Here is an 18,670-nt window from a genome sequence, read left to right as displayed (position 1 = left end):
AGATTGGCATGAATAACGGCAATTGGCGAAAGGTCGATGAGCGAACGTTCAGAAATGTGACGCCATCGTTTCTCTTCGCTTGAGGCCCATTTCAGCGCGAAAAGATGCCGGTACTGTGGTAAAAAACGGATCTTCAAGGACAGAAAATGATGAATTGTGAACGACTATGCTGTTAATTCCCGCCGAAAAGCGTCTGGACTGGAAGCGTCCGCCGATAGTGACCCTGGGATTGATGCTGGCGTGCTTTCTGGTGTTCGTGTTTTACCAGTCGGACGACGGCGACAAAATCGAACAGGCCACCGAGGCCTACCTGGCCTCCGACCTGATGTCCCTGGAAGCGCCAGTCTACGAGGATTTTCTCCAGCGCCAGATTGAGTTCGAGGGCGAAACTGACCGGCGGATCGAACTGGAACAGTTCCGGGAGCTGCGGGAAAGCGGTGAAGACCATTTTGTGGCGTTCCTGCTACTGAGCGATCGGGACTTCTTCCGGTACCTGGAGTACAGTCAGGACATCGTCTGGACACCCCGGGAGCGTCGGCTCTGGAACGAGCAGCGATTGCCCATCGAGCAGGCGTACGTCAGCAAGCTCAGCTCCTTCGCCTTTGGCCTGATTCCCGCCGAGATGTCGTTGTACACCCTGATCACCTATCAGTTCATGCACGGTGGCTGGGGCCATATCATCGGTAATCTGGTCATGCTGTTTCTGCTGGGGTTCACGGTGGAAAAGGCGCTTGGTCCCGGTCGTTTCCTGATTGCGTATCTGCTGTGTGGTGCCGTTGCCGGCCTGACCTTCGCGGCCTTTTCCTGGGGCAGTTCGGTGCCTCTTGTAGGTGCGTCCGGGTCCATATCGGGCCTGATGGGCATGTACATGGCCATTTTTGGCCTGCGCAGAATCCGCTTTTTCTACTTCCTGTTTGTCTATTTCAATTATTTCCGGGCGCCGGCGATTGCCCTGTTCCCGGTGTGGCTCGGCAAGGAGCTCTACGACTACTGGTTTGCCGGTGCCACGGGTATTGCCTACATGGCTCACGCAGGTGGCCTGGTGGCCGGCGCGGCGCTGGTGTGGCTGCTGGGCAAGAGCTGGCTGCAGGTGCGGGAGGAATTTTTCGAGCCCGAGCAGGAAGAGCAGGACGCCCGCTTCACCAGCAGCTATGCACAGGCCATGGGCAGTCTGAGTCGTATGGAGTTCGAGGTGGCGCAACGCCAGTTCGAGGCACTGTACGCCCGTTATCCGGATCGCCCGATCCTTCTGGAGCACCTGTACCAACTGGCCAAGCTCCGGCCGGATCTGCCGGCGTACAGGGACCGGGCCCGGCAGCTGATGGACGACGCCATTGCCCGGCGCCAGCCCGAGCGTGTGATTGCCCTCTGGCAGGAGTACCTCAGCAAGGGGGAGGTCCATCAGCCGTTAAGTGCCAAGGACCACAACCGGGTTCTGTTCCTGAGCATCAAACACGATGACCTGAAAGCGGCAGAGAAAGCGTTCGAACGGTTGCGCACTGCGGGAGATCAGATTCTCGCCTCGGAAGCCTGCCGGTTGCTGGCGTCCGAGTTCGAAAAGCGCCAGATGACGCAAAAGGCCCGCCACTACCAGCAATTGCTGTAGGCTTGCTAGGACTTTGCCATCAGGGTGCCGCGAAGGTGGCGCGCGGTTCCTTGATGGGCTCCCGTCGTTCCACCTGCAGCAGGTTTTCCGCAATCTGTTCATGCAGCGGGTGATCCGCACAGCGCTTCTGAACAAAGGTCAGGAACGCTTTGGCTTTCTCCCACTGATCCAACCCATTCGCCAGCGCCTGGGCGGCTAACAGGTACGCCGGGGCCAGGTGCTCGCTCTGCGGAAACCGTTTGTGAAAATCCTGCAGCAGCTTGAGGGCCGGTTTGAACTGGCTGCGCTGATAGAGCGTTCGTGCGCAGCGCAGGGTCAGCTCCGGGTCGTCCAGGCGGAACTGGGGCTCGGCCTGTTGCAAACTCCGCAACAGGGCCGCCATGCCACCGGCATCGTTACGCTGGGACAGCCACTCCAGAATGCGGGGGTGGTAGCGATACAGCTCGGTGAGGTCGTTCCTGGCGGTCAGCAACTGATACAGTTGGCCAACACGCTGCTGGTTGTTCGGTTCCCGCCGCAGGGCCTCCTTCAGCATGGACTGTGCGCGGTCGTAGTTGCCGTCTTTCAGGTTGATATCGAGATCGGCATCGAAGCGTGCGGCCCGATCCCGGTTATCCGATGATTCCCCGAGGTCGCCATCCTGATGGTCAGCGGCAAAACCCAGTTCCTCCTGATACTGGAACAGCAGATAACCCAGCATGTGGAACAGGACAAGGGTAAAGGCGCTGTTCAGAAAACCCGCCAGGGATTGGGCGGCCCAGTCCGGAAGGTGAATCAGGGCAAACTGCTGGGCAGTACCGGACGCCATGGTCAGCAGAATCAGGTATCCGTAAAGCAGGAAGTAGGGCGTGCCGATTCTGGAAATGATCGCCATCAGGTTCAGGGGGTTCACCGCCGCGCCCACCGACCGCTCGGTTGCCAGAACCATGATGCTGGCGGGCAGCACCAGCACCACAAAGGCCATTGCCGCCAGGGCCAGGAATGGCCCGCCGACCATGCCAGCGGAGGTGACCAGCGCGCCAATCAGGAAAAACACCAGGAATTGCTGGAACACGATTTCAAATCCGCTACCCGTGAAGGCTGCGGCCACGGGCGGTGGTTTCAGGTGACCCTCGGCGGTGTGACTGATCACTTCATAGGTGTACTTGAGCAGGGCGATCGCCAGCACTGCCCAGATAAACCAGCCAATAAAGTTGGCCGGGGCCAGGGCCGGCACCAGGGTGCAGATGGCGATCACAATCAGCGGGTCACTGTAGAAGGGGTAGCGGAAAAAGGCCCCCACCCGCTTCCAGAAGGGCTCCACCTGGGTGGCTGCACCCAGGTAACGCATAAGCTGATTGCAGTTGGGGCACTGCCCCCGACGCTGGCGGGTGTTGGCGTCGGGCATGCAGCGGCTGCAGTAATGCTTCTGGCATTCGCCGCAGTGCCATTTGGCGGGATCGCCGGGGTGATAATCGCAATCGTGTTTCACAGCTGACCTTTATTCTGATCCGTCAGAAAAACGAGTCGCTCATAATGACAGAAGTTGTGATTGTGCGCAGCATCCACGGATGGAGGTAGACTGAGGAGAGATACAGCACGTATGGCTCTCACAGGCAGTTGATCAGGAGGCGATTTGAACCACCGTAATCCATCCGCGTCGCAAACCGACACCGATAACAGCAGGCACCGTTACTGCTGGCGGGATCTGTTTGAACTGGCGCTCCGGCACAAGCCCCGGCTGATTCGGGCCAACCTGCTGGCGATCATGGCCACCGTCCTGAGCGTACCCGTGCCCCTGCTGTTGCCGGTGCTGGTGGATGAGGTGCTACTCGAGGAAAGCGGGCCCGTGCTGCCGGTGATGGATGCCATGTTGCCTCAGGCCTGGCAAAAGCCGGTGGTGTACATCGGGCTGATGGTGCTGGCGGCGTTTGTTCTTCGGCTCGGGGCGCTGGCGTTCAACGTGCTGCAGTCGCGGGAGTTCTCCAAGGTATCCAAGGACGTGGTGTTCCGGCTCCGCTCGCGGATGCTGGGCCGGCTGCAGCGCCTGGCCATGTCGGAATACGAAACGCGGGGCTCCGGCGCCATCAGCAGTCATTTCATCACCGATCTGGACACCATCGATCAGTTCCTCGGTACCACCATCAGCCGCTTCCTGGTGGCCAGCCTGACTGTTCTGGGCACTGCCCTTGTGCTGCTGTGGGTCCATTGGCAACTGGCGCTGCTGATCCTGTTGTTCAACCCGCTGGTGATATTCGCCACGATCCAGATCGGCAAGCGGGTCAAGGAACTCAAACGCCGTGAAAACGCCGCCTACGAGGACTTTCAGGGCGAGCTTACCGAAACCCTCGATGCCATCCACCAATTGCGGGCCGCCAACCGGGAAAAACACTACCTGCGGCAACTGATTGACCGGGCCCGCAATGTCCGGGATCACGCTATCCAGTTCGAATGGCGCAGCGATGCCGCAGCCCGGGGCAGCTTTGCCCTGTTCCAGTTCGGTGTGGATGTGTTCCGGGGCGCGGCCATGGTCACCGTCCTGCTCAGTGACCTCAGTATCGGCATGATGTTCGCCATCTTCGGCTACCTGTGGTTCATGCTCACGCCGGTGCAGGAAATGCTGAACATGCAGTACGCCTACTTTGCCGCCAATGCCGCGCTGGGACGCATCAATCTGTTGCTGGACCTGAAAGAAGAGCCCCGCTATCCCGCGCTGGAGAACCCGTTTCGGGATCGTCACACCGTTGGCCTGACCCTGCAGGACATTCATTTCAGCTACGGTGACGAGCCCGTCCTGCGGGGCATCAACCTGGATCTGAAACCGGGCGAAAAAGTCGCGGTGGTGGGCGCCAGCGGGGGTGGCAAGTCCACGCTGGTGCAGGTCATCCTGGGCATGTACACGCCGGAGCGGGGGGAGGTGCTGATTGAAGGCGTCCCGGTCCAGCGCATCGGGTTGCCGTGCCTGCGGGAGCACGTTGCCACGGTGCTTCAGCATCCCGCGCTGTTCAATACCACGGTGCGCCAGAACCTGACCCTGGGCCGGGACAAGCCGGAGTCGGAACTCTGGCACGCCCTGCAAATCGCTCAACTGGATCGCACCGTGGCTGCCATGCCCCGGCAGCTGGACACCGTGGTAGGTCGCCAGGGTGTGCGCCTGTCCGGCGGACAGCGCCAGCGTCTGGCCATTGCCCGCATGGTGCTGTCCGACCCGGCTCTGGTGATTCTGGACGAAGCCACCTCGGCCCTGGATGCGGAAACCGAATTCCAGCTTCACAAGGACTTGGAAGACTTCCTGCGCCAGCGCACCACTCTGATCATTGCCCACCGGCTGAGCGCGGTGAAACAGGCCGACCGCGCCTGTGTATTCGAGGACGGCCGGATCATTGAGGAGGGCCACCACGACGAGTTGATTCGTCGTGACGGTCTTTACGCGCAGCTGTATGGCGAGCGGCAGCATTAAGAGCCGCTTTTCGATCGGTCCACCGCATCCGGATATTCACCGCGCCTATATCGAATATCATTCTGAGCTGGTTGAATTTTATTCGTGCGCTGCGATAGTAATAAGCAGTCCATTCTTTTTGGGTGCTCGCAGCGTTTGCGTCAGGCGCCCGACCCGTGGCTGAGCGAGTGGGGTGTGCGTGAACACCCTGCACAGCAGCCTCAATGCCCTTCCGACAGTTCGGATAGTGACGACAAGGAGGCGCAACATGAGTACGGATCAACCGGCAAAGAACAGCCTGAACGCCCTGACCAGCCTCTCGGCAGGTGGGCAGACCTATCACTACTACAGCTTACCCGAAGCGGCCAAGACCCTTGGGGATCTCGATCGCCTGCCGTTTTCCCTGAAAGTTCTGCTGGAGAACCTGCTCCGTAACGAGGACGACACCACGGTCGACCGCAGCCATATCGATGCCATGGTGCAATGGCTGGACGATCGGCGCTCCGATACCGAAATCCAGTTTCGCCCTGCCCGCGTGCTGATGCAGGATTTCACCGGCGTGCCCGGCGTGGTGGATCTGGCAGCCATGCGTGAAGCGGTGAAGACGGCTGGCAAGGACCCAGCGCTGATCAATCCGCTGTCGCCGGTGGATCTGGTGATCGACCATTCGGTGATGGTGGACCACTTCGGGGATGCGTCCGCCTTCAAGGATAACGTCGCCATCGAGATGGAGCGCAATTACGAGCGCTACGAATTCCTGCGCTGGGGCCAGAAAGCATTTGATAACTTCCGCGTCGTGCCTCCCGGCACGGGTATCTGTCATCAGGTGAATCTGGAGTATCTCGGTAAAACCGTCTGGTCGCGGGAGCAGAACGGCAAACAACTGGCCTATCCCGATACCCTGGTGGGCACCGATTCCCACACCACCATGATCAATGGCCTGGGCATTCTGGGCTGGGGTGTCGGTGGTATCGAGGCGGAGGCCGGCATGCTGGGGCAGCCGGTGTCCATGCTGATCCCTGAAGTCATCGGCTTCAAGATGACCGGCAAATTGCGCGAGGGCATCACCGCCACAGACCTGGTGCTCACGGTCACCGAAATGCTGCGCAAGAAAGGCGTGGTGGGCAAGTTCGTGGAGTTCTATGGTGACGGACTCAAGGATATGCCCGTGGCGGACCGGGCCACCATCGCCAACATGGCCCCGGAGTACGGCGCGACCTGTGGCTTCTTCCCGGTGGATGAGCAGACCCTCAACTACATGCGGTTGACGGGTCGAGAAGACTCGCAGATTGAACTGGTAGAGGCCTATGCCAAAGCCCAGGGACTCTGGCGCAACCCCGGCCATGAGCCGGTTTACACCGACATGTTGGAACTGGACATGGGCAAGGTGGAAGCCAGCCTGGCCGGACCCAAGCGTCCCCAGGACCGGGTCGCCCTGAAGAACATGAAAGCGGCCTTTGAACTGTTGATGGAAACCGCCGAAGGGCCCGCCGACGCCGAGCCGGACCCCAAGATGACGTCCGAAGGTGGCCAGACCGCCGTGGGCGTGGACGACAGTTACCATCATGCGTCCAGTCAGATGCTGGAACTGGATGGCACCCCGACCCGGCTGGATCCGGGGGCGGTGGTGATTGCCGCCATTACCTCCTGTACCAACACCTCCAATCCCAGTGTGATGATGGCAGCCGGGCTGATGGCCCAGAAGGCTGTGGACAAGGGTCTGAAAACGAAGCCCTGGGTGAAGACCTCCCTGGCACCCGGTTCCAAGGTGGTGACCGACTACCTGAGGGTGGGCGGTTTCCAGGAGTCGTTGGACGAGCTGGGCTTTAACCTGGTGGGTTACGGCTGCACCACCTGCATCGGCAACTCCGGACCCCTGCCGGATGCCGTGGAAAAAGCCATCAAGGACGGCGACCTGACGGTCGCGTCGGTGCTGTCGGGCAACCGTAACTTCGAGGGCCGGGTGCACCCGCTGGTGAAAACCAACTGGCTGGCCTCGCCACCGCTGGTGGTGGCCTACGCGCTGGCCGGCAATGTCCGGCTGGATCTGACCAAGGATCCACTGGGTGAAGACCATGACGGCAACCTGGTGTACCTGAGGGATCTGTGGCCCAGCCAGCAGGAGATCGCCGAGGCGGTGGAAAAGGTGAAGACCGAGATGTTTCGCTCCGAATACGCGGAAGTATTCGACGGCGACGCCAACTGGCAAGGCATCAAGGTGCCCGAGAGCAAGGTGTACGAGTGGACGGATGCATCCACCTACATCCAGCATCCGCCGTTCTTCGAGGGCATGGGCGAAGAGCCTGACGCCATCGAGGACATCAAGGATGCCAATATCCTGGCCTTGTTGGGGGATTCGGTCACTACCGACCATATTTCTCCAGCCGGGTCGTTTGCTCCGGACACCCCAGCAGGCAAATACCTGCAGGAAAAAGGTGTTAAACCGAAGGATTTCAATTCCTACGGGTCCCGTCGGGGGAACCACGAGGTGATGATGCGCGGCACCTTCGCCAACGTGCGTATCCGTAACGAAATGCTGGATGATGTGGAAGGTGGCTACACCCGCCATGTTCCGTCCGGCGAGCAAATGGCCATTTACGATGCGGCCATGAAATACCAGGAAGACGGTACTCCGCTGGTGGTGATTGCCGGTAAGGAATACGGCACGGGGTCAAGTCGTGACTGGGCGGCCAAGGGAACCCGGTTGCTCGGGGTCAGTGCGGTGGTTGCCGAATCTTACGAACGGATTCACCGTTCCAACCTGATCGGTATGGGGGTCATGCCTCTGCAGTTCCCCGAAGGCACGGATCGCAAGAGCCTGAAGCTGACCGGGGAGGAAACCATCAGCATCGAGGGGTTGTCGGGTGACATCAAGCCCGGGCAAACCCTGACCATGACGGTGACCTACAAGGATGGCTCCACTGAAACCTGTGAGTTGAAATCACGGATCGATACCGCCAACGAGGCCGTGTACTTCAAGCACGGTGGCATCCTGCACTACGTGGTGCGGGAGATGCTTCGCTCCGCCTGACTGTGAGATGCGGTGCCAGAGCCTATGGTCTGGCACCGCCGGCTAACGGGGAGGACGGGCGCGAGCCTGTACAGACGCTGGTGTCCGCCCCCGCATTTCGGTAACCTTGGCGCCCCGATTCACCAGGCAACTGACCAAGCAACTCTCCAATCGACCCCGAGGCATCGTCATGGCATCTGACACTCCCCGCGATGAGCTGAAAGCAAAGCTGAACCTTGAAACCTCCCGGATACACTGGCATGAGCTGCAAACGTACTTTGCCCGTGGTCAGGTGGTGCGGGTCTCGTCGGATCTGGATCTGCTGGACGTGGCGGCAGAGCTTACCGCTGATAACAAAGCCCAGTTCGAACAGTGGATGACCCAGGGGCAGGTGGGGGAAGTGGCCCCCGATGTGGCCCAGGCCTGGTACGACCGCAACGCCGAACTCTGGGCGGTGGTGATCGCTCCCTGGGTGCTGGTTCAGGATCGTTCGGACCAGAACCTTCACTAATCCGATGCAGTTGCCCTGATACAAGCCGGTCTTGTTTGGGGCGGCATTTCTTTTTCCAATCCCTTCCTGTTTGAGGCCATCATGCTAACCGGCGCGTTGTTGATTCTTGCCCCGTTGTTTCTGGGTTTTGCCTTGTCGTTGGAAAACCGCCGGGCGATGACGGTTATCCACTACACCGTGGAAGGCCTGGTGTATTTCATCCTCGCCCTGCTCGGGCTTGGCCTGGGACAGATGGAAGGTCTGGCCAGTCAGCTTGGTGGCATGGCGCTCCAGGTACTGGTACTGGTGGTGGTGTTGTTTGGCGCCAACATGCTGGGACTGTGGCTGTTTCATCGCTGGCAGCCGATGGCCGCCGAACAGACACCCATGGAGGGTAGCAAGGGCTATGGACGCCTGTTCATGGCGGGCCTCAAGCCCTTGATGGCCGTGCTGGTGGGATTGCTCGCTGGTTATTACCTGTTGCCCAAACTGCCGCTAGTGGAAGACGTGGCCACCTGGGCCCTGATGCTGTTGCTGTTCCTGATCGGCCTGCAGTTGCGCAATGCGGGCCTGTCCCTGCGCAAGCTGCTGATGAACCGACAAGGCGTGGGCATCGCTCTGGCATTGACCCTGAGCTCCCTGCTGGCGGGCGCGGTACTGATCCCGTTCATGGCCTTGCCGTGGCATGACGTGCTGGCGCTGACGTCGGGCTTCGGCTGGTACTCGCTCTCCGGCATCGTGATCGGCGATGCCCTGGGGCCTGCCTGGGGCGGGGTGGCATTCCTGAATGACGTGCTCCGGGAAATCATTGCCCTCGCCATTATTCCCGTACTGATCGGCAGCCGTCCGGCCATGGCCATTGGCTACGGTGGCGCCACGGCCATGGACTTCACGTTGCCGGTGATTCGCAGCAGCGGTGGTCTGGCATGCGTGCCGGTGGCCATCGCATCAGGCTTTATGCTGTCTTTCCTGTCCCCCGTGTTCATGGGGGTGTTCCTGTCGCTGGGCTGAGCCCAGCGCGCAGGTATCAGGCGAAAAACGTCCGCAGGCTGTTCTGATAAGTCTGCTTGATGACCTGTTCCAGCGGCAGTTCCTTCACTTCGGCAATCTTCTCCGCCACGAAGGGCAGGTAGAACGGGGCATTTTCGCGGCCTCGGTAGGGAACGGGCGTCAGGAACGGCGAGTCGGTTTCCAGCAGGATTTGCTCAATCGGCGCCATGCGCACGATGTCCCGTACGTTTTCGGCCTTGTTGAAGGTGGTGATGCCGTTGAAGCCCAGGCACCAGCCCTGATCCAGCGCGTATTGTGCCAGCCCCGGGCCGGAGGTGAAGCTGTGGATCACGCCACGGCGCTTCAGGGTGTCTTCGAACTCACCCAGGATGGTGATGGTGTCGTCGTCCGCGTCCCGGCTGTGAATCACTACTGGCTGGTCGTGGTCGCAGGCGATCTGCAGCTGTCGACGGAACACTTCTTTCTGCACGCCCCGGTCGGCGTTGTCGTAGAAATAGTCCAGCCCGATTTCGCCCACCGCGACGATTTTCTCGTCGCTCGCGTGCTGGCGGATTTCCGCCTCCACCTCATCCGAGTAACTTTCGGCATCGTGGGGATGAATACCCTGGGTGCCGTAGACCCAGGGCGCGATCTGACTGAGCTCCCGGACCTGGGCGAGATTGTCCGGTGACACCGCAATGGTGATGACCTTTTCGATGTTGACCCGCTGCGCCTGCTCCAGGGTTTCCTCCAGCGGGCGATCCTTGAGGTAGTCCAGGTGGCAGTGGGTCTCGATGATCGGGTGATCAAAAACGGGAATGTCGCGGCGTTTCTTGCTCATTCCGGGTATTTGCTCCTCTGCAGCCAAAGTCGGCCTGCTATGCTGAAAATTTGATCGTGCAAGTCTACCAGTTTGTACGAGGCTTGGCCTGAGCCCGAACGATAGGGAGTTACCGGAATGAACATATCTTCCTTTGCCCGCCAGTGGCTGTATGACCCCGTTAAAACCAAATTCCGGGATTACCCGACTGAGTTGGACGAGGATGAGGATTTGCCGGACCTTGAGGATAGCCTGAAAGACATCGGCGAATACCAGCGGAGGCTCTGGGCCAACAAGCGTCGCTCTCTTTTGCTGGTGATCCACGGGCCCGATACCAGCGGCAAGGACAGCCTGATCCGGACCCTGGCCACTTACGCCGATCCCGCCGGTTTCCATGCCTGGTCCTTTGGCCGGCCGGAGGGGCTTGAGGCCAGCCATCATTTTCTGTGGCGGGTGGGTGGTAAGCTGCCGGCCAGGGGTGAATTGGTGGCCTTTAACAGGAGCCATCACGAGGCGGTGATTGCCGAAAGAATCTGGTTGGTGCTCCATCCCGACGATTACAACTGGAGCAGCCGCTACCGTTCCATACGGGATTTCGAGCGGCATCTGGTGGCGGAGGGCACCCAGATCGTCAAGATCTGGCTCAATCTGTCTGAGGAAGAACACGCGCGCCGGTTGCTGAAACGTCTGGACAAGCCCCGAAAGCGTTGGAAGTTTGAGCGTTCAGATATCGCGGGTTGGGAAAAACGGCGCACGTATGAAAAGTATGCCGAAGAGGCTCTGGAGGAGACGCACACGGACGATGCTCCTTGGTTCATGGTGCCGGGGAATGAAAAACCCCAGGCCAGGGCTATTGTAGCTTCTATCGTGGCGGACCAGTTGAAGCGGTTGGCGCCAGAGTATCCCGAGGAGGATCCGGAGGTTCTGGAGGAGTACCGCAAGCTACTGGAAGACCACGGAGTGACGTAGTTCGAACGGAGGCACATATGCATGTTGTCGTTGTCGGTGCCGGCGTGGTGGGTGTCACCACGGCGTATGAGCTTCGGCGTCGAGGGTACCGGGTCACCGTGCTGGAAAAGCATGACGTTGCTGGCAATGAAACCAGCAAGGGCAATGCGGCCCAGCGCTCCTATGGCGTGGTGTACCCCTGGGCAGACCCTGCCATGGTCCGTAAAGCGTTACCCTGGCTGCTGAAAGCCGATGGCCCGCTGAAAATTCCGATGCCGCTATCGTCAGCGACTGTTCGTTTCCTGGTTTCCACACTTCGCTATGCGTACTCGCCCGGGCTGTATGGCCTGAATCGCCGCGCCATGCTGCGCCTGGCCCTCCATAGCCGAACCCGTTTCTTCGCCCTGGAAAATGAACTCGAGTTGTCATTTGATGGCGATCACCGGGGTTTATTGCAGTTGGCCAGCAAGCCCGGGGCGTTGGAACATTACCAGGCGATTCATCAGTTGTTGAACGAGTTTGGCGTTCCGTCGCGTCTGCTGTCGCCGGATGAAGTGCGGGCAACGGAGCCGGGGCTCATCGGGTCGGGACCGCTTGCCGGTGCGCTCAGCTACGATCTGGACGGCACTGGTGATTGCCACCTGTTTTCCCGTTCGCTGGCCCAGGCCTGTGTGCAGGAAGGGGTGAAGATCTGGTTTGGCGTGAACGTTCGCCGGTTGTTGGCGGATGAGCGTCGGGTAAATGGGGTCCTGTTCCAAAACGAGCGAGGGGGGCAGGAAACCCTGGAGGCCGATGCGGTAGTGGTTTGTGCCGGTTGCTGGTCCGCTCAGTTGGTCAAGCCGCTTGGCTTGAAGCTGCCGATCTATCCGGTCAAGGGGTACAGCCTGACCGCCACCATCACAGACCCTGATCGGGCGCCGGTGTCCACGGTGCACGATGACCATTACAAAGTGGTGTCTACTCGTCTTGGTGATCGTTTGCGGGCGACCGGTTTTGTGGAATTGGCCGACTTTCGGCGGAATATTCCCGAGGCTCGGTTGGCCACTATCCGTAAATCTGTCGAATCCCGTTTTCCCGGCTGCGCCGACCTGTCCAGCGCCGAGCCGTGGACCGGTTTCCGGCCCATGACCCCGGACGGCCCGGCCATCATCGGGCGTGGCCCGCGGGAAAATCTGTACCTGAACACCGGCCATGGCACCTTCGGCTGGACACTGTCCGCCGGGAGTGCCGACGCCATTGCCGAGATAATGGAAGGCAGGGAGCCGTCTGTGTGCCTGGACGCCTTCCGGCCCGGACGTTTCAGTGAGTAGAGGCGGGCGTTACTTGCGCTTGAGAAGGCGTTCGATGTTCCCACACAGGGTGTGCACGAACCCGATGTCCCGCTCACTGAGCATTGGCAGGCGTTCCATCGCCCACTGGTAGAGCTTGCCATCGGCCGGCGCATCCACCTGTGGCAGCATCGTTTCCAAACGGCTTCGTAAGGCGCCCAGACGAGCTTGAGGGGCTGCGGACGAACCGGTTTCGCCCGGCTCAAGTGCCGACAGGCCGGACATTTCCCAGGCATAGAGCATCACCGACTGCGCCAGATTCAGGGACGGGTAGGCCACTTTCATGGGAATACCGGTGAGCAGATCGCACAGTGCGAGTTCCTCGTTGGCCAGCCCGCGGTCTTCCCGGCCGAACACCAGGGCGGCGGTGGCCACCGAGCTGCCTTTGCTGATCAACACTTCTCGTAACTGACCGGGCGGATGCCAGTCCTGGCGGTTGTGGCGGGGTTTGGCGGAGGTACCCATCAGAAGGTCTACGGAGTTTCGCACCGCCTGCAGATCAGGGAAAATGCGTGCATTATCCAGAATGTGGTCGCTGCCGTGGGCCAGCCAGTGGGCTTCGGGTCTGGTGTGCAGGTCGGAATTGACCAGCCAGAGCTCGCCAAATCCCATGGTGCATAAAGCACGGGCGGCCGCGCCGACGTTTTCCGGAACCTTGGGTTCGACAAGTACAAAGGCCAGTTGCATGACATTACCTCCGGCCGCGAGTTTACACGACAGCACGGAATCTGTTTATAGCCGGTGGCAGCCGCTGAACGACTGGCTGGCGGAGCACCGCGAACTGTGGGCGTCGGCACCGTTTATGGAACCGGTGCCGGGCTGGACGCTGAGCCATCCGGCGCTGGCCGACTGGCTGGCCGGGCTGAGCGAAGCGAGCTGCCAGAACCTGGACGACGATCCCTCACTGCTGGCGGAACAGGCCAGCGGGTACCTGTCTTCCCTGGGCCGATACGATGAGCTGGTGCATGTTGCCGAACTGGCCGACGCTCAGCAGGCTGAGCAGGCGACACTGCCGGAAATCCGGGCGGTGGACATGCCGGGCCGCAAGCGGCTGCAGGCTGGTGCTTTCTCCGCTGCCGTGCAACCGTTACCTCATTCGATTCTTGATTGGTGTTGTGGCAAGGGCCACCTTGCCCGAACCCTGGCCGCCGCCAGCGGTCGGCCCGTCACGGGGCTGGAATGGAACGATGAGCTGGTACAGGACGGTAATCGACTCGCCAGACGCTTCGGTGATCCGGTGTTGCTTCAATGCCAGGATGTGATGGATACAGAGCTTGCGCTTGAAGGTGGGGCTCATGGCGTGGCGCTGCACGCCTGCGGGGATCTCCACCGCCAACTGATTCGCCGGGGGAGTGAGGCCGGCCTGTCCCGGTTGAGTATCTCTCCCTGCTGCTACCACCTGACAGCAGAGGACCGTTATCAGCCCTTGTCCCTCCGTGCCGCCGAGAACCCCCGATGCCTGCGCCTTGCCCGAAATGAATTGCGGCTGGCCGTGCAGGAAACCGTGACCGCGCCGGAGCGGGTGAGGGAGCAAACCCGGCGGATCAGTCAGTGGCGGCTGGGCTTCGATGCCCTGCAGCGTCAGCTTCGGGGTCGTGATGACTACCTGCCTGTGCCGTCACACCCTTCACGTCTGCTCAATGGCGACTTTGAAGGCTTCTGCCGATGGGCAGCGCACAAGAAAGGACTGACCTTGCCCCCAGCCACCGATTACGGTCACTGGCAGGCTGTGGGCGAGCGCCGCTGGAAGGAGGTCAAACAGTACGAACTGGTCCGCCATCTGTTCCGGCGCCCGCTGGAGCTCTGGATGGTGCTGGATTACGGGCTGTATCTGGAAGAGCAGGGGTACCGGGTACAAATCGGTGAGTTCTGTGACCGTTCACTGACGCCCCGGAATTTGTTAATTGATGCACTGCGGTAACGATGATCGGTCCCAGAATTTCCCTCTCGCCTACGGCGTCCCAGTCTGCCCGGCAGCGTCAGGAGTCTCAGAGTCGGATGTTGCGCTTTGCTTGCCCCGCAGAACCAGATACAGCAACGGGCCAGCCGACACGAAGATTGCCGTCAGTACGAAAAACGGCATCAAATAACCCAGTCCTTTGCCGCGGGCCCTGGCATCCTGATACATCCAGACGCACGCCATTGCCCCAAGAATATAAAGATCAATGACCACCTGTGCGGTGTCCGGGCTGGACATCAACCGGGCACCGAAATCCAGCAGCGATTCGTCGGCTATGGTCATTGTCCAGCCGGTATAACCCACGAACAGACACAGGACGATCAACGGTAAAACGGAAATTCGCATGGTTCCTCCTTGAGCAATGGAATTCTAAGCGGTGGATTCTCTGTTGCCACTAGCATGCACGTTTGCTGGTGAGAGACCAAGGAACCAGAGCGCAAAACCGGTACCTTCGCTGACGGTTGCGGGTTGAAAGATTGGGAGGGGATCCAATAAAAAGGGCGCCCCTGAGGACGCCCCTGATGGCTGCTTTTGGGTGTTGGCGGATCAGCGACGAAGCTGAATCAGTGCCTCTACCCGGCGGTTGGCCGCACGGCCTTCCTGGGTGTCGTTTGGTGCGACCGGGCGCTGGGCGCCGTAGCCGGTGGCGCTGACCCTGTCTTCATCAATACCCAGTTCGACCAGGCGTGAAGCCACTGCTTCGGCGCGGCGCTGGGACAGATCCACGTTATAGGCGGGATCACCACTGTCGTCGGTGTGGCCAGCAACTTCAACGAAGGCTACGGAGTTTTCTTCCATGATTTCAGCAACCCGCTGAAGGTCTTCCTCGTAGACGCTGTCGATTTCATCGCTGTCGAAGGTGAACTGAACGTCCACTTCGATGGTTTCAATGGTTTCGACGATGCCAGAGCAGCCTTTTTCGTCCACTTCGGCTCCAGGCAGGGTGCTGGGGCACTGGTCTACGCCGTCCACAACACCGTCGTTATCGCCGTCGAATTCACAGCCCTGGCTGTCCACCTCGGCGGCCAGTGTGGAATCCGGACAGGCATCGCGATCATCCGGAATGCCGTCCCGGTCCCGGTCCGCCACTTCTTCGACCACATTGCGGACGAAGGCCAGGCTGAAGGACAGAGCGACCTGGGTGTCGAAGGTGCTTTCGTCGATGCCATGGAATTCTCGCAGATCACCGCGCAGGGAAATCATGTCGCTAACGTTGTACCGGAAGCCGGCACCGATGTTGACCCGGGTTTCGTCATGGTTGCTGCCCGAAGTTCGTGGACCGGTGGGATCGTCTCCGAAGTCGGCATGGCCACCACCGAAGGACACATACGGATTGAAAGCCTGGTCCGGGTCGGCGAAGTAGTAGGTGGCGTCGAGCCGGAGTTCGTCGAACTCGGAATCACCCGGGGCGTTCTTGCGATCAATATCACCCCGGGAGTAGACGCCCTCCAGTGCCCATCGATCGGTGAAACGGTATTCGATACCAACGCCATAGACGTCGCTTTCGCTCAATTCCCGTTTGTCGTCAAAATACTGGTAGGCCGCAAAGGGGTTTATGTAGATGGTGTCCCGACGAACATCGGCAAAAGCCGCGGGCACAAGAGCAAATGCGATGGCTGCCACCGCACACGAGCGCATGATGTTCATGCGATACCTCCTGTTGTATTTCGTAAGGGGACTGCACTTGGGGGAACGCTGATCATACGGAAATCTAGGCCAGGGATCGGAAAAAGACAAAATTCCCTGGCAACTTTCCCGCGATGTATACGACGCCCCGTCAGGTTTGGTTTCAGCCCGCCGGTTTCAGGAGGGTGAAATACAGGTGGGCGCTCTTCTTGCTGAAATTGAGGGCTTCGCCAGTGTCGAAACGGACTTCGAACGAACTCTCGTCCTCGCCAACCACATCGCCCGGGCCCAGGATGGCGTGGTTCAGGCGTTTCTGGTGCCAGAGAATGGCGCTGTCATCGGGGCTGACCGTGGTGGCGCCTTCCAGAGTGACACCCTCGCGGTCAGCGTATCGCAGGCTGACCGGGGTAAGGGGCGCATTCAGCGTGAGGGTTGCATTGACCTGATGGACGCTGGTGTCGAGCCTCTGACCCAGCTCCGAGGCCAGGTCAAAGCAGAACTCCTGGACAAACCGGCTGGGTCCCTGCTCACCCTCGAGATGGGGCTGGTTGCTGACGGGACGGCTGATCAGATGCAGCTGCTGGCGGCAACGGGTCATCGCCACGTACAACAACCGACGCTCACTCTCGAGGAAGGCGCGGGCATCGTCCTGAGAACGGGGGCTGTAGGGGAGGTATTTTTCCTGCAGACCGGGAATGATGACTTGCGGCCACTCCAGTCCCTTGGTGCGGTGGATGGTGGACAGCAACACCCCGCCGTCGCGCTTTTCTCCGGCCTGCTGCTTGAGGGCTTTCAGGTGATCCAGGGCATGGTTGGCGTCCACATCCAGGCTTTTCAGGTATTGCCTGAAGCCGTGAATGGTGTCGATGCGTTCGTCAGCGCTTTCGTGGGTCAGGGCCAGGCTGCGAATGCCGTCGTACAGATCCGTGTGTTCGGCATACACCGTGATCAGGCCGGCGACAGGTCCAGTGTAGTCTCTCAGGCGCGCCAGAATTTCCCCCAGTTTGCGCAGCTTTCGACCTGCCATGGGGGATAGGGCATCGAAGTCCATCGCCAGCAGGCGTTCGTGCCAGTCGCTGGCAAAACCGGACAGGAAACGGGCCAGTTGCTCCAGTTCCGGTTCCTTCAGGCCAACATGGGGAAAACGCAGCAGTTGGCGGGCCACATCCACGCGGTCCTCGGTCGGCATCCGGGCCAGGCTGCCTGTAGTAACCTGCAGCAGAGCAATGATGGCCTGTACTTCCCGACTGACGAGGGCGCCTTTACCGGCATCGATCCGGTAGGGAATCTGTCGGGCCAGCAGCTTGAGTTCGATGGGAACGCTCTGGCTCCATACCCGGAACAGGATGGCGGTGTCGGCCAGCGGGATGGCGCCGGGTGTGGCGGTTTGCTGCAGTATCCGGATGATGGTGTCGGCGTCGTTATCCACCCGATGCAGCTCAATCTCGGTGGCCGGCGTGGACGGGTGCGCATGGCACAGCACATCCTTTCGGCCCGTGTTGTGGCAGATCAGATGATTGGCCAGCAGGGCCACCCGGTGACCATACCGGAAGGTGTAGCTGAGGGTCTGTTCCAGCGGGCTTTCGAATTCGTCGCTGAAACGTTTGAGAATGAACTCAGGTTTGGCGCCCCGGAATTCGTAGATGGTCTGGTCCGGATCACCTACCACCGTAACCCGGGCCCGGTCACCGGCCACGTAACGCAGTAGTAAGTGCTGGATTTCGTTGGTGTCCTGGTATTCGTCTACCAGAATCAGATCCATCTTGTTGCTCACCAGGCGCTGCAGCGGCGGGTTCTGGTGAATCGCCATTACCGGCTCGTACAGCATGTCGGCATAGCTGATTCGGGATTCGGACTTGCGCCATTGCTCGAAGCTGTGGAACAGATCGATCAGATACCGGTGCTTGTCGGCATAGCCCAGTTCCTCGAACACCGTTTCGGCGGGTGACAGGGTGGTTTTCACCAGATCAATAAAACCGGTGGCGGTTTCCACGAAGTCCTTTTTATTCCGGCGGATTTCATCGGCCAGATCTTCCGGGGCCAGGCGCCGAGTCAGTTGCCAGGCCTGAAAGCTGATTTCCTGCTCAGTCAGAATCTTGTCGGAAAACCCGGGCAGGTAGCCTTCCCGCACGAACCGTTTGTACAGTCGCAAACCCATGGCGTGGTAGGTGCGGATTTCCGGCAGGGCCAGGCCTTGCTGATTACCTATTTGCTGGAGCTTGCGGCCAAAGTCCTCTTTCGCGCTGCGGTTGAACATCAGCACCAGCATGCGGTCAGGATCGTGGCCCTGTTGAAGCAGGTAGCGGATCCGCCAAGCCAGCGTGGAGGTCTTGCCGCTGCCGGCTACCGCGGTGATCACCGAATGCTCGTAGCCCGCGGTAATGATCGCGCGCTGTTCGTCGGTGAGGAAGTCAGGAAGCTCGAGCGGGATAGGCGATGTGGGTTCGGTTGGCATGGGCCTATTGTACTGGCCA

The 18,670-nt window shown here is 60.2% G+C and carries 14 protein-coding genes; 8 read left to right on the top strand and 6 right to left on the bottom strand.

The window, feature by feature from the left end:
• Nucleotides 1-166 precede the first annotated feature (166 nt).
• Nucleotides 167-1,606 (top strand): rhomboid family intramembrane serine protease, encoded by a 1,440-nt coding sequence (locus QVZ43_RS05610; RefSeq protein ID WP_302909184.1) that lies wholly within the window; start codon nucleotides 167-169, stop codon nucleotides 1,604-1,606.
• Between the two features lie 19 nt (nucleotides 1,607-1,625).
• Here QVZ43_RS05610 and QVZ43_RS05605 read toward each other — a convergent pair whose 3' ends face one another.
• Nucleotides 1,626-3,077, bottom strand: coding sequence for a hypothetical protein (locus tag QVZ43_RS05605; protein ID WP_302909183.1), 1,452 nt, complete (start codon nucleotides 3,075-3,077; stop codon nucleotides 1,626-1,628).
• Between the two features lie 144 nt (nucleotides 3,078-3,221).
• Between QVZ43_RS05605 and QVZ43_RS05600 the strand changes: the two genes are divergently transcribed.
• The 4 genes from QVZ43_RS05600 to QVZ43_RS05585 all read left to right on the top strand — a co-directional run bounded on the left by QVZ43_RS05600 (nucleotide 3,222) and on the right by QVZ43_RS05585 (nucleotide 9,535).
• On the top strand, nucleotides 3,222-5,045 hold the full coding sequence (locus tag QVZ43_RS05600; RefSeq protein WP_223794828.1) for an ABC transporter ATP-binding protein: 1,824 nt from the start codon (nucleotides 3,222-3,224) through the stop codon (nucleotides 5,043-5,045).
• Nucleotides 5,046-5,292: 247 nt separating this feature from the next.
• Nucleotides 5,293-8,055, top strand: a complete 2,763-nt coding sequence (gene acnA / locus QVZ43_RS05595) for an aconitate hydratase AcnA (RefSeq protein ID WP_302909182.1) — start codon at nucleotides 5,293-5,295, stop codon at nucleotides 8,053-8,055.
• A 169-nt stretch (nucleotides 8,056-8,224) separates the two neighbouring features.
• Nucleotides 8,225-8,545 (top strand): DUF2288 domain-containing protein, encoded by a 321-nt coding sequence (locus QVZ43_RS05590; protein ID WP_223794826.1) that lies wholly within the window; start codon nucleotides 8,225-8,227, stop codon nucleotides 8,543-8,545.
• Nucleotides 8,546-8,626: 81 nt separating this feature from the next.
• Nucleotides 8,627-9,535, top strand: coding sequence for a LysO family transporter (locus QVZ43_RS05585; protein ID WP_302909181.1), 909 nt, complete (start codon nucleotides 8,627-8,629; stop codon nucleotides 9,533-9,535).
• A 16-nt stretch (nucleotides 9,536-9,551) separates the two neighbouring features.
• Here the strand turns inward: QVZ43_RS05585 and QVZ43_RS05580 are convergent, their stop codons facing one another.
• Nucleotides 9,552-10,355: a TatD family hydrolase gene (locus QVZ43_RS05580; RefSeq protein ID WP_302909180.1), complete on the bottom strand. Its 804-nt coding sequence runs from the start codon at nucleotides 10,353-10,355 to the stop codon at nucleotides 9,552-9,554.
• 117 nt (nucleotides 10,356-10,472) lie between these two features.
• On the opposite strand from QVZ43_RS05580, the gene QVZ43_RS05575 reads away from it, so the two are divergent.
• Both QVZ43_RS05575 and QVZ43_RS05570 read left to right on the top strand, forming a co-directional pair.
• Complete coding sequence (locus QVZ43_RS05575; RefSeq protein ID WP_302909179.1) at nucleotides 10,473-11,303, top strand: polyphosphate kinase 2 family protein; 831 nt, start codon at nucleotides 10,473-10,475, stop codon at nucleotides 11,301-11,303.
• Between the two features lie 17 nt (nucleotides 11,304-11,320).
• Entirely contained in the window at nucleotides 11,321-12,592 is a 1,272-nt protein-coding gene (locus QVZ43_RS05570; protein ID WP_302909178.1) for a D-amino acid dehydrogenase, read from the top strand.
• A gap of 9 nt (nucleotides 12,593-12,601) precedes the next feature.
• Here QVZ43_RS05570 and QVZ43_RS05565 read toward each other — a convergent pair whose 3' ends face one another.
• The gene (locus tag QVZ43_RS05565; RefSeq protein WP_302909177.1) at nucleotides 12,602-13,297 is read right to left on the bottom strand and encodes a tRNA/rRNA methyltransferase; all 696 of its coding nucleotides are present in this window, start codon (nucleotides 13,295-13,297) and stop codon (nucleotides 12,602-12,604) included.
• On the opposite strand from QVZ43_RS05565, the gene QVZ43_RS05560 reads away from it, so the two are divergent.
• Nucleotides 13,296-14,531, top strand: coding sequence for a methyltransferase (locus QVZ43_RS05560; protein ID WP_302909176.1), 1,236 nt, complete (start codon nucleotides 13,296-13,298; stop codon nucleotides 14,529-14,531). The two genes, QVZ43_RS05565 and QVZ43_RS05560, sit on opposite strands and share 2 nt — an antisense overlap.
• Before the next feature lie 30 nt (nucleotides 14,532-14,561).
• Here QVZ43_RS05560 and QVZ43_RS05555 read toward each other — a convergent pair whose 3' ends face one another.
• The 3 genes from QVZ43_RS05555 to QVZ43_RS05545 all read right to left on the bottom strand — a co-directional run bounded on the left by QVZ43_RS05555 (nucleotide 14,562) and on the right by QVZ43_RS05545 (nucleotide 18,651).
• Entirely contained in the window at nucleotides 14,562-14,915 is a 354-nt protein-coding gene (locus QVZ43_RS05555) for an ABA4-like family protein (protein ID WP_302909175.1), read from the bottom strand.
• 201 nt (nucleotides 14,916-15,116) lie between these two features.
• The gene (locus QVZ43_RS05550; protein WP_302909174.1) at nucleotides 15,117-16,217 is read right to left on the bottom strand and encodes an OmpA family protein; all 1,101 of its coding nucleotides are present in this window, start codon (nucleotides 16,215-16,217) and stop codon (nucleotides 15,117-15,119) included.
• 142 nt (nucleotides 16,218-16,359) lie between these two features.
• Complete coding sequence (locus QVZ43_RS05545; RefSeq protein ID WP_302909173.1) at nucleotides 16,360-18,651, bottom strand: ATP-dependent helicase; 2,292 nt, start codon at nucleotides 18,649-18,651, stop codon at nucleotides 16,360-16,362.
• Between the last annotated feature and the right edge of the window lie 19 nt (nucleotides 18,652-18,670).

The sequence above is a fragment of the Marinobacter suaedae genome, assembly GCF_030519635.1.
Taxonomy (GTDB): domain Bacteria; phylum Pseudomonadota; class Gammaproteobacteria; order Pseudomonadales; family Oleiphilaceae; genus Marinobacter; species Marinobacter suaedae.
This window is presented reverse-complemented; position numbering and strand designations above follow the sequence as displayed.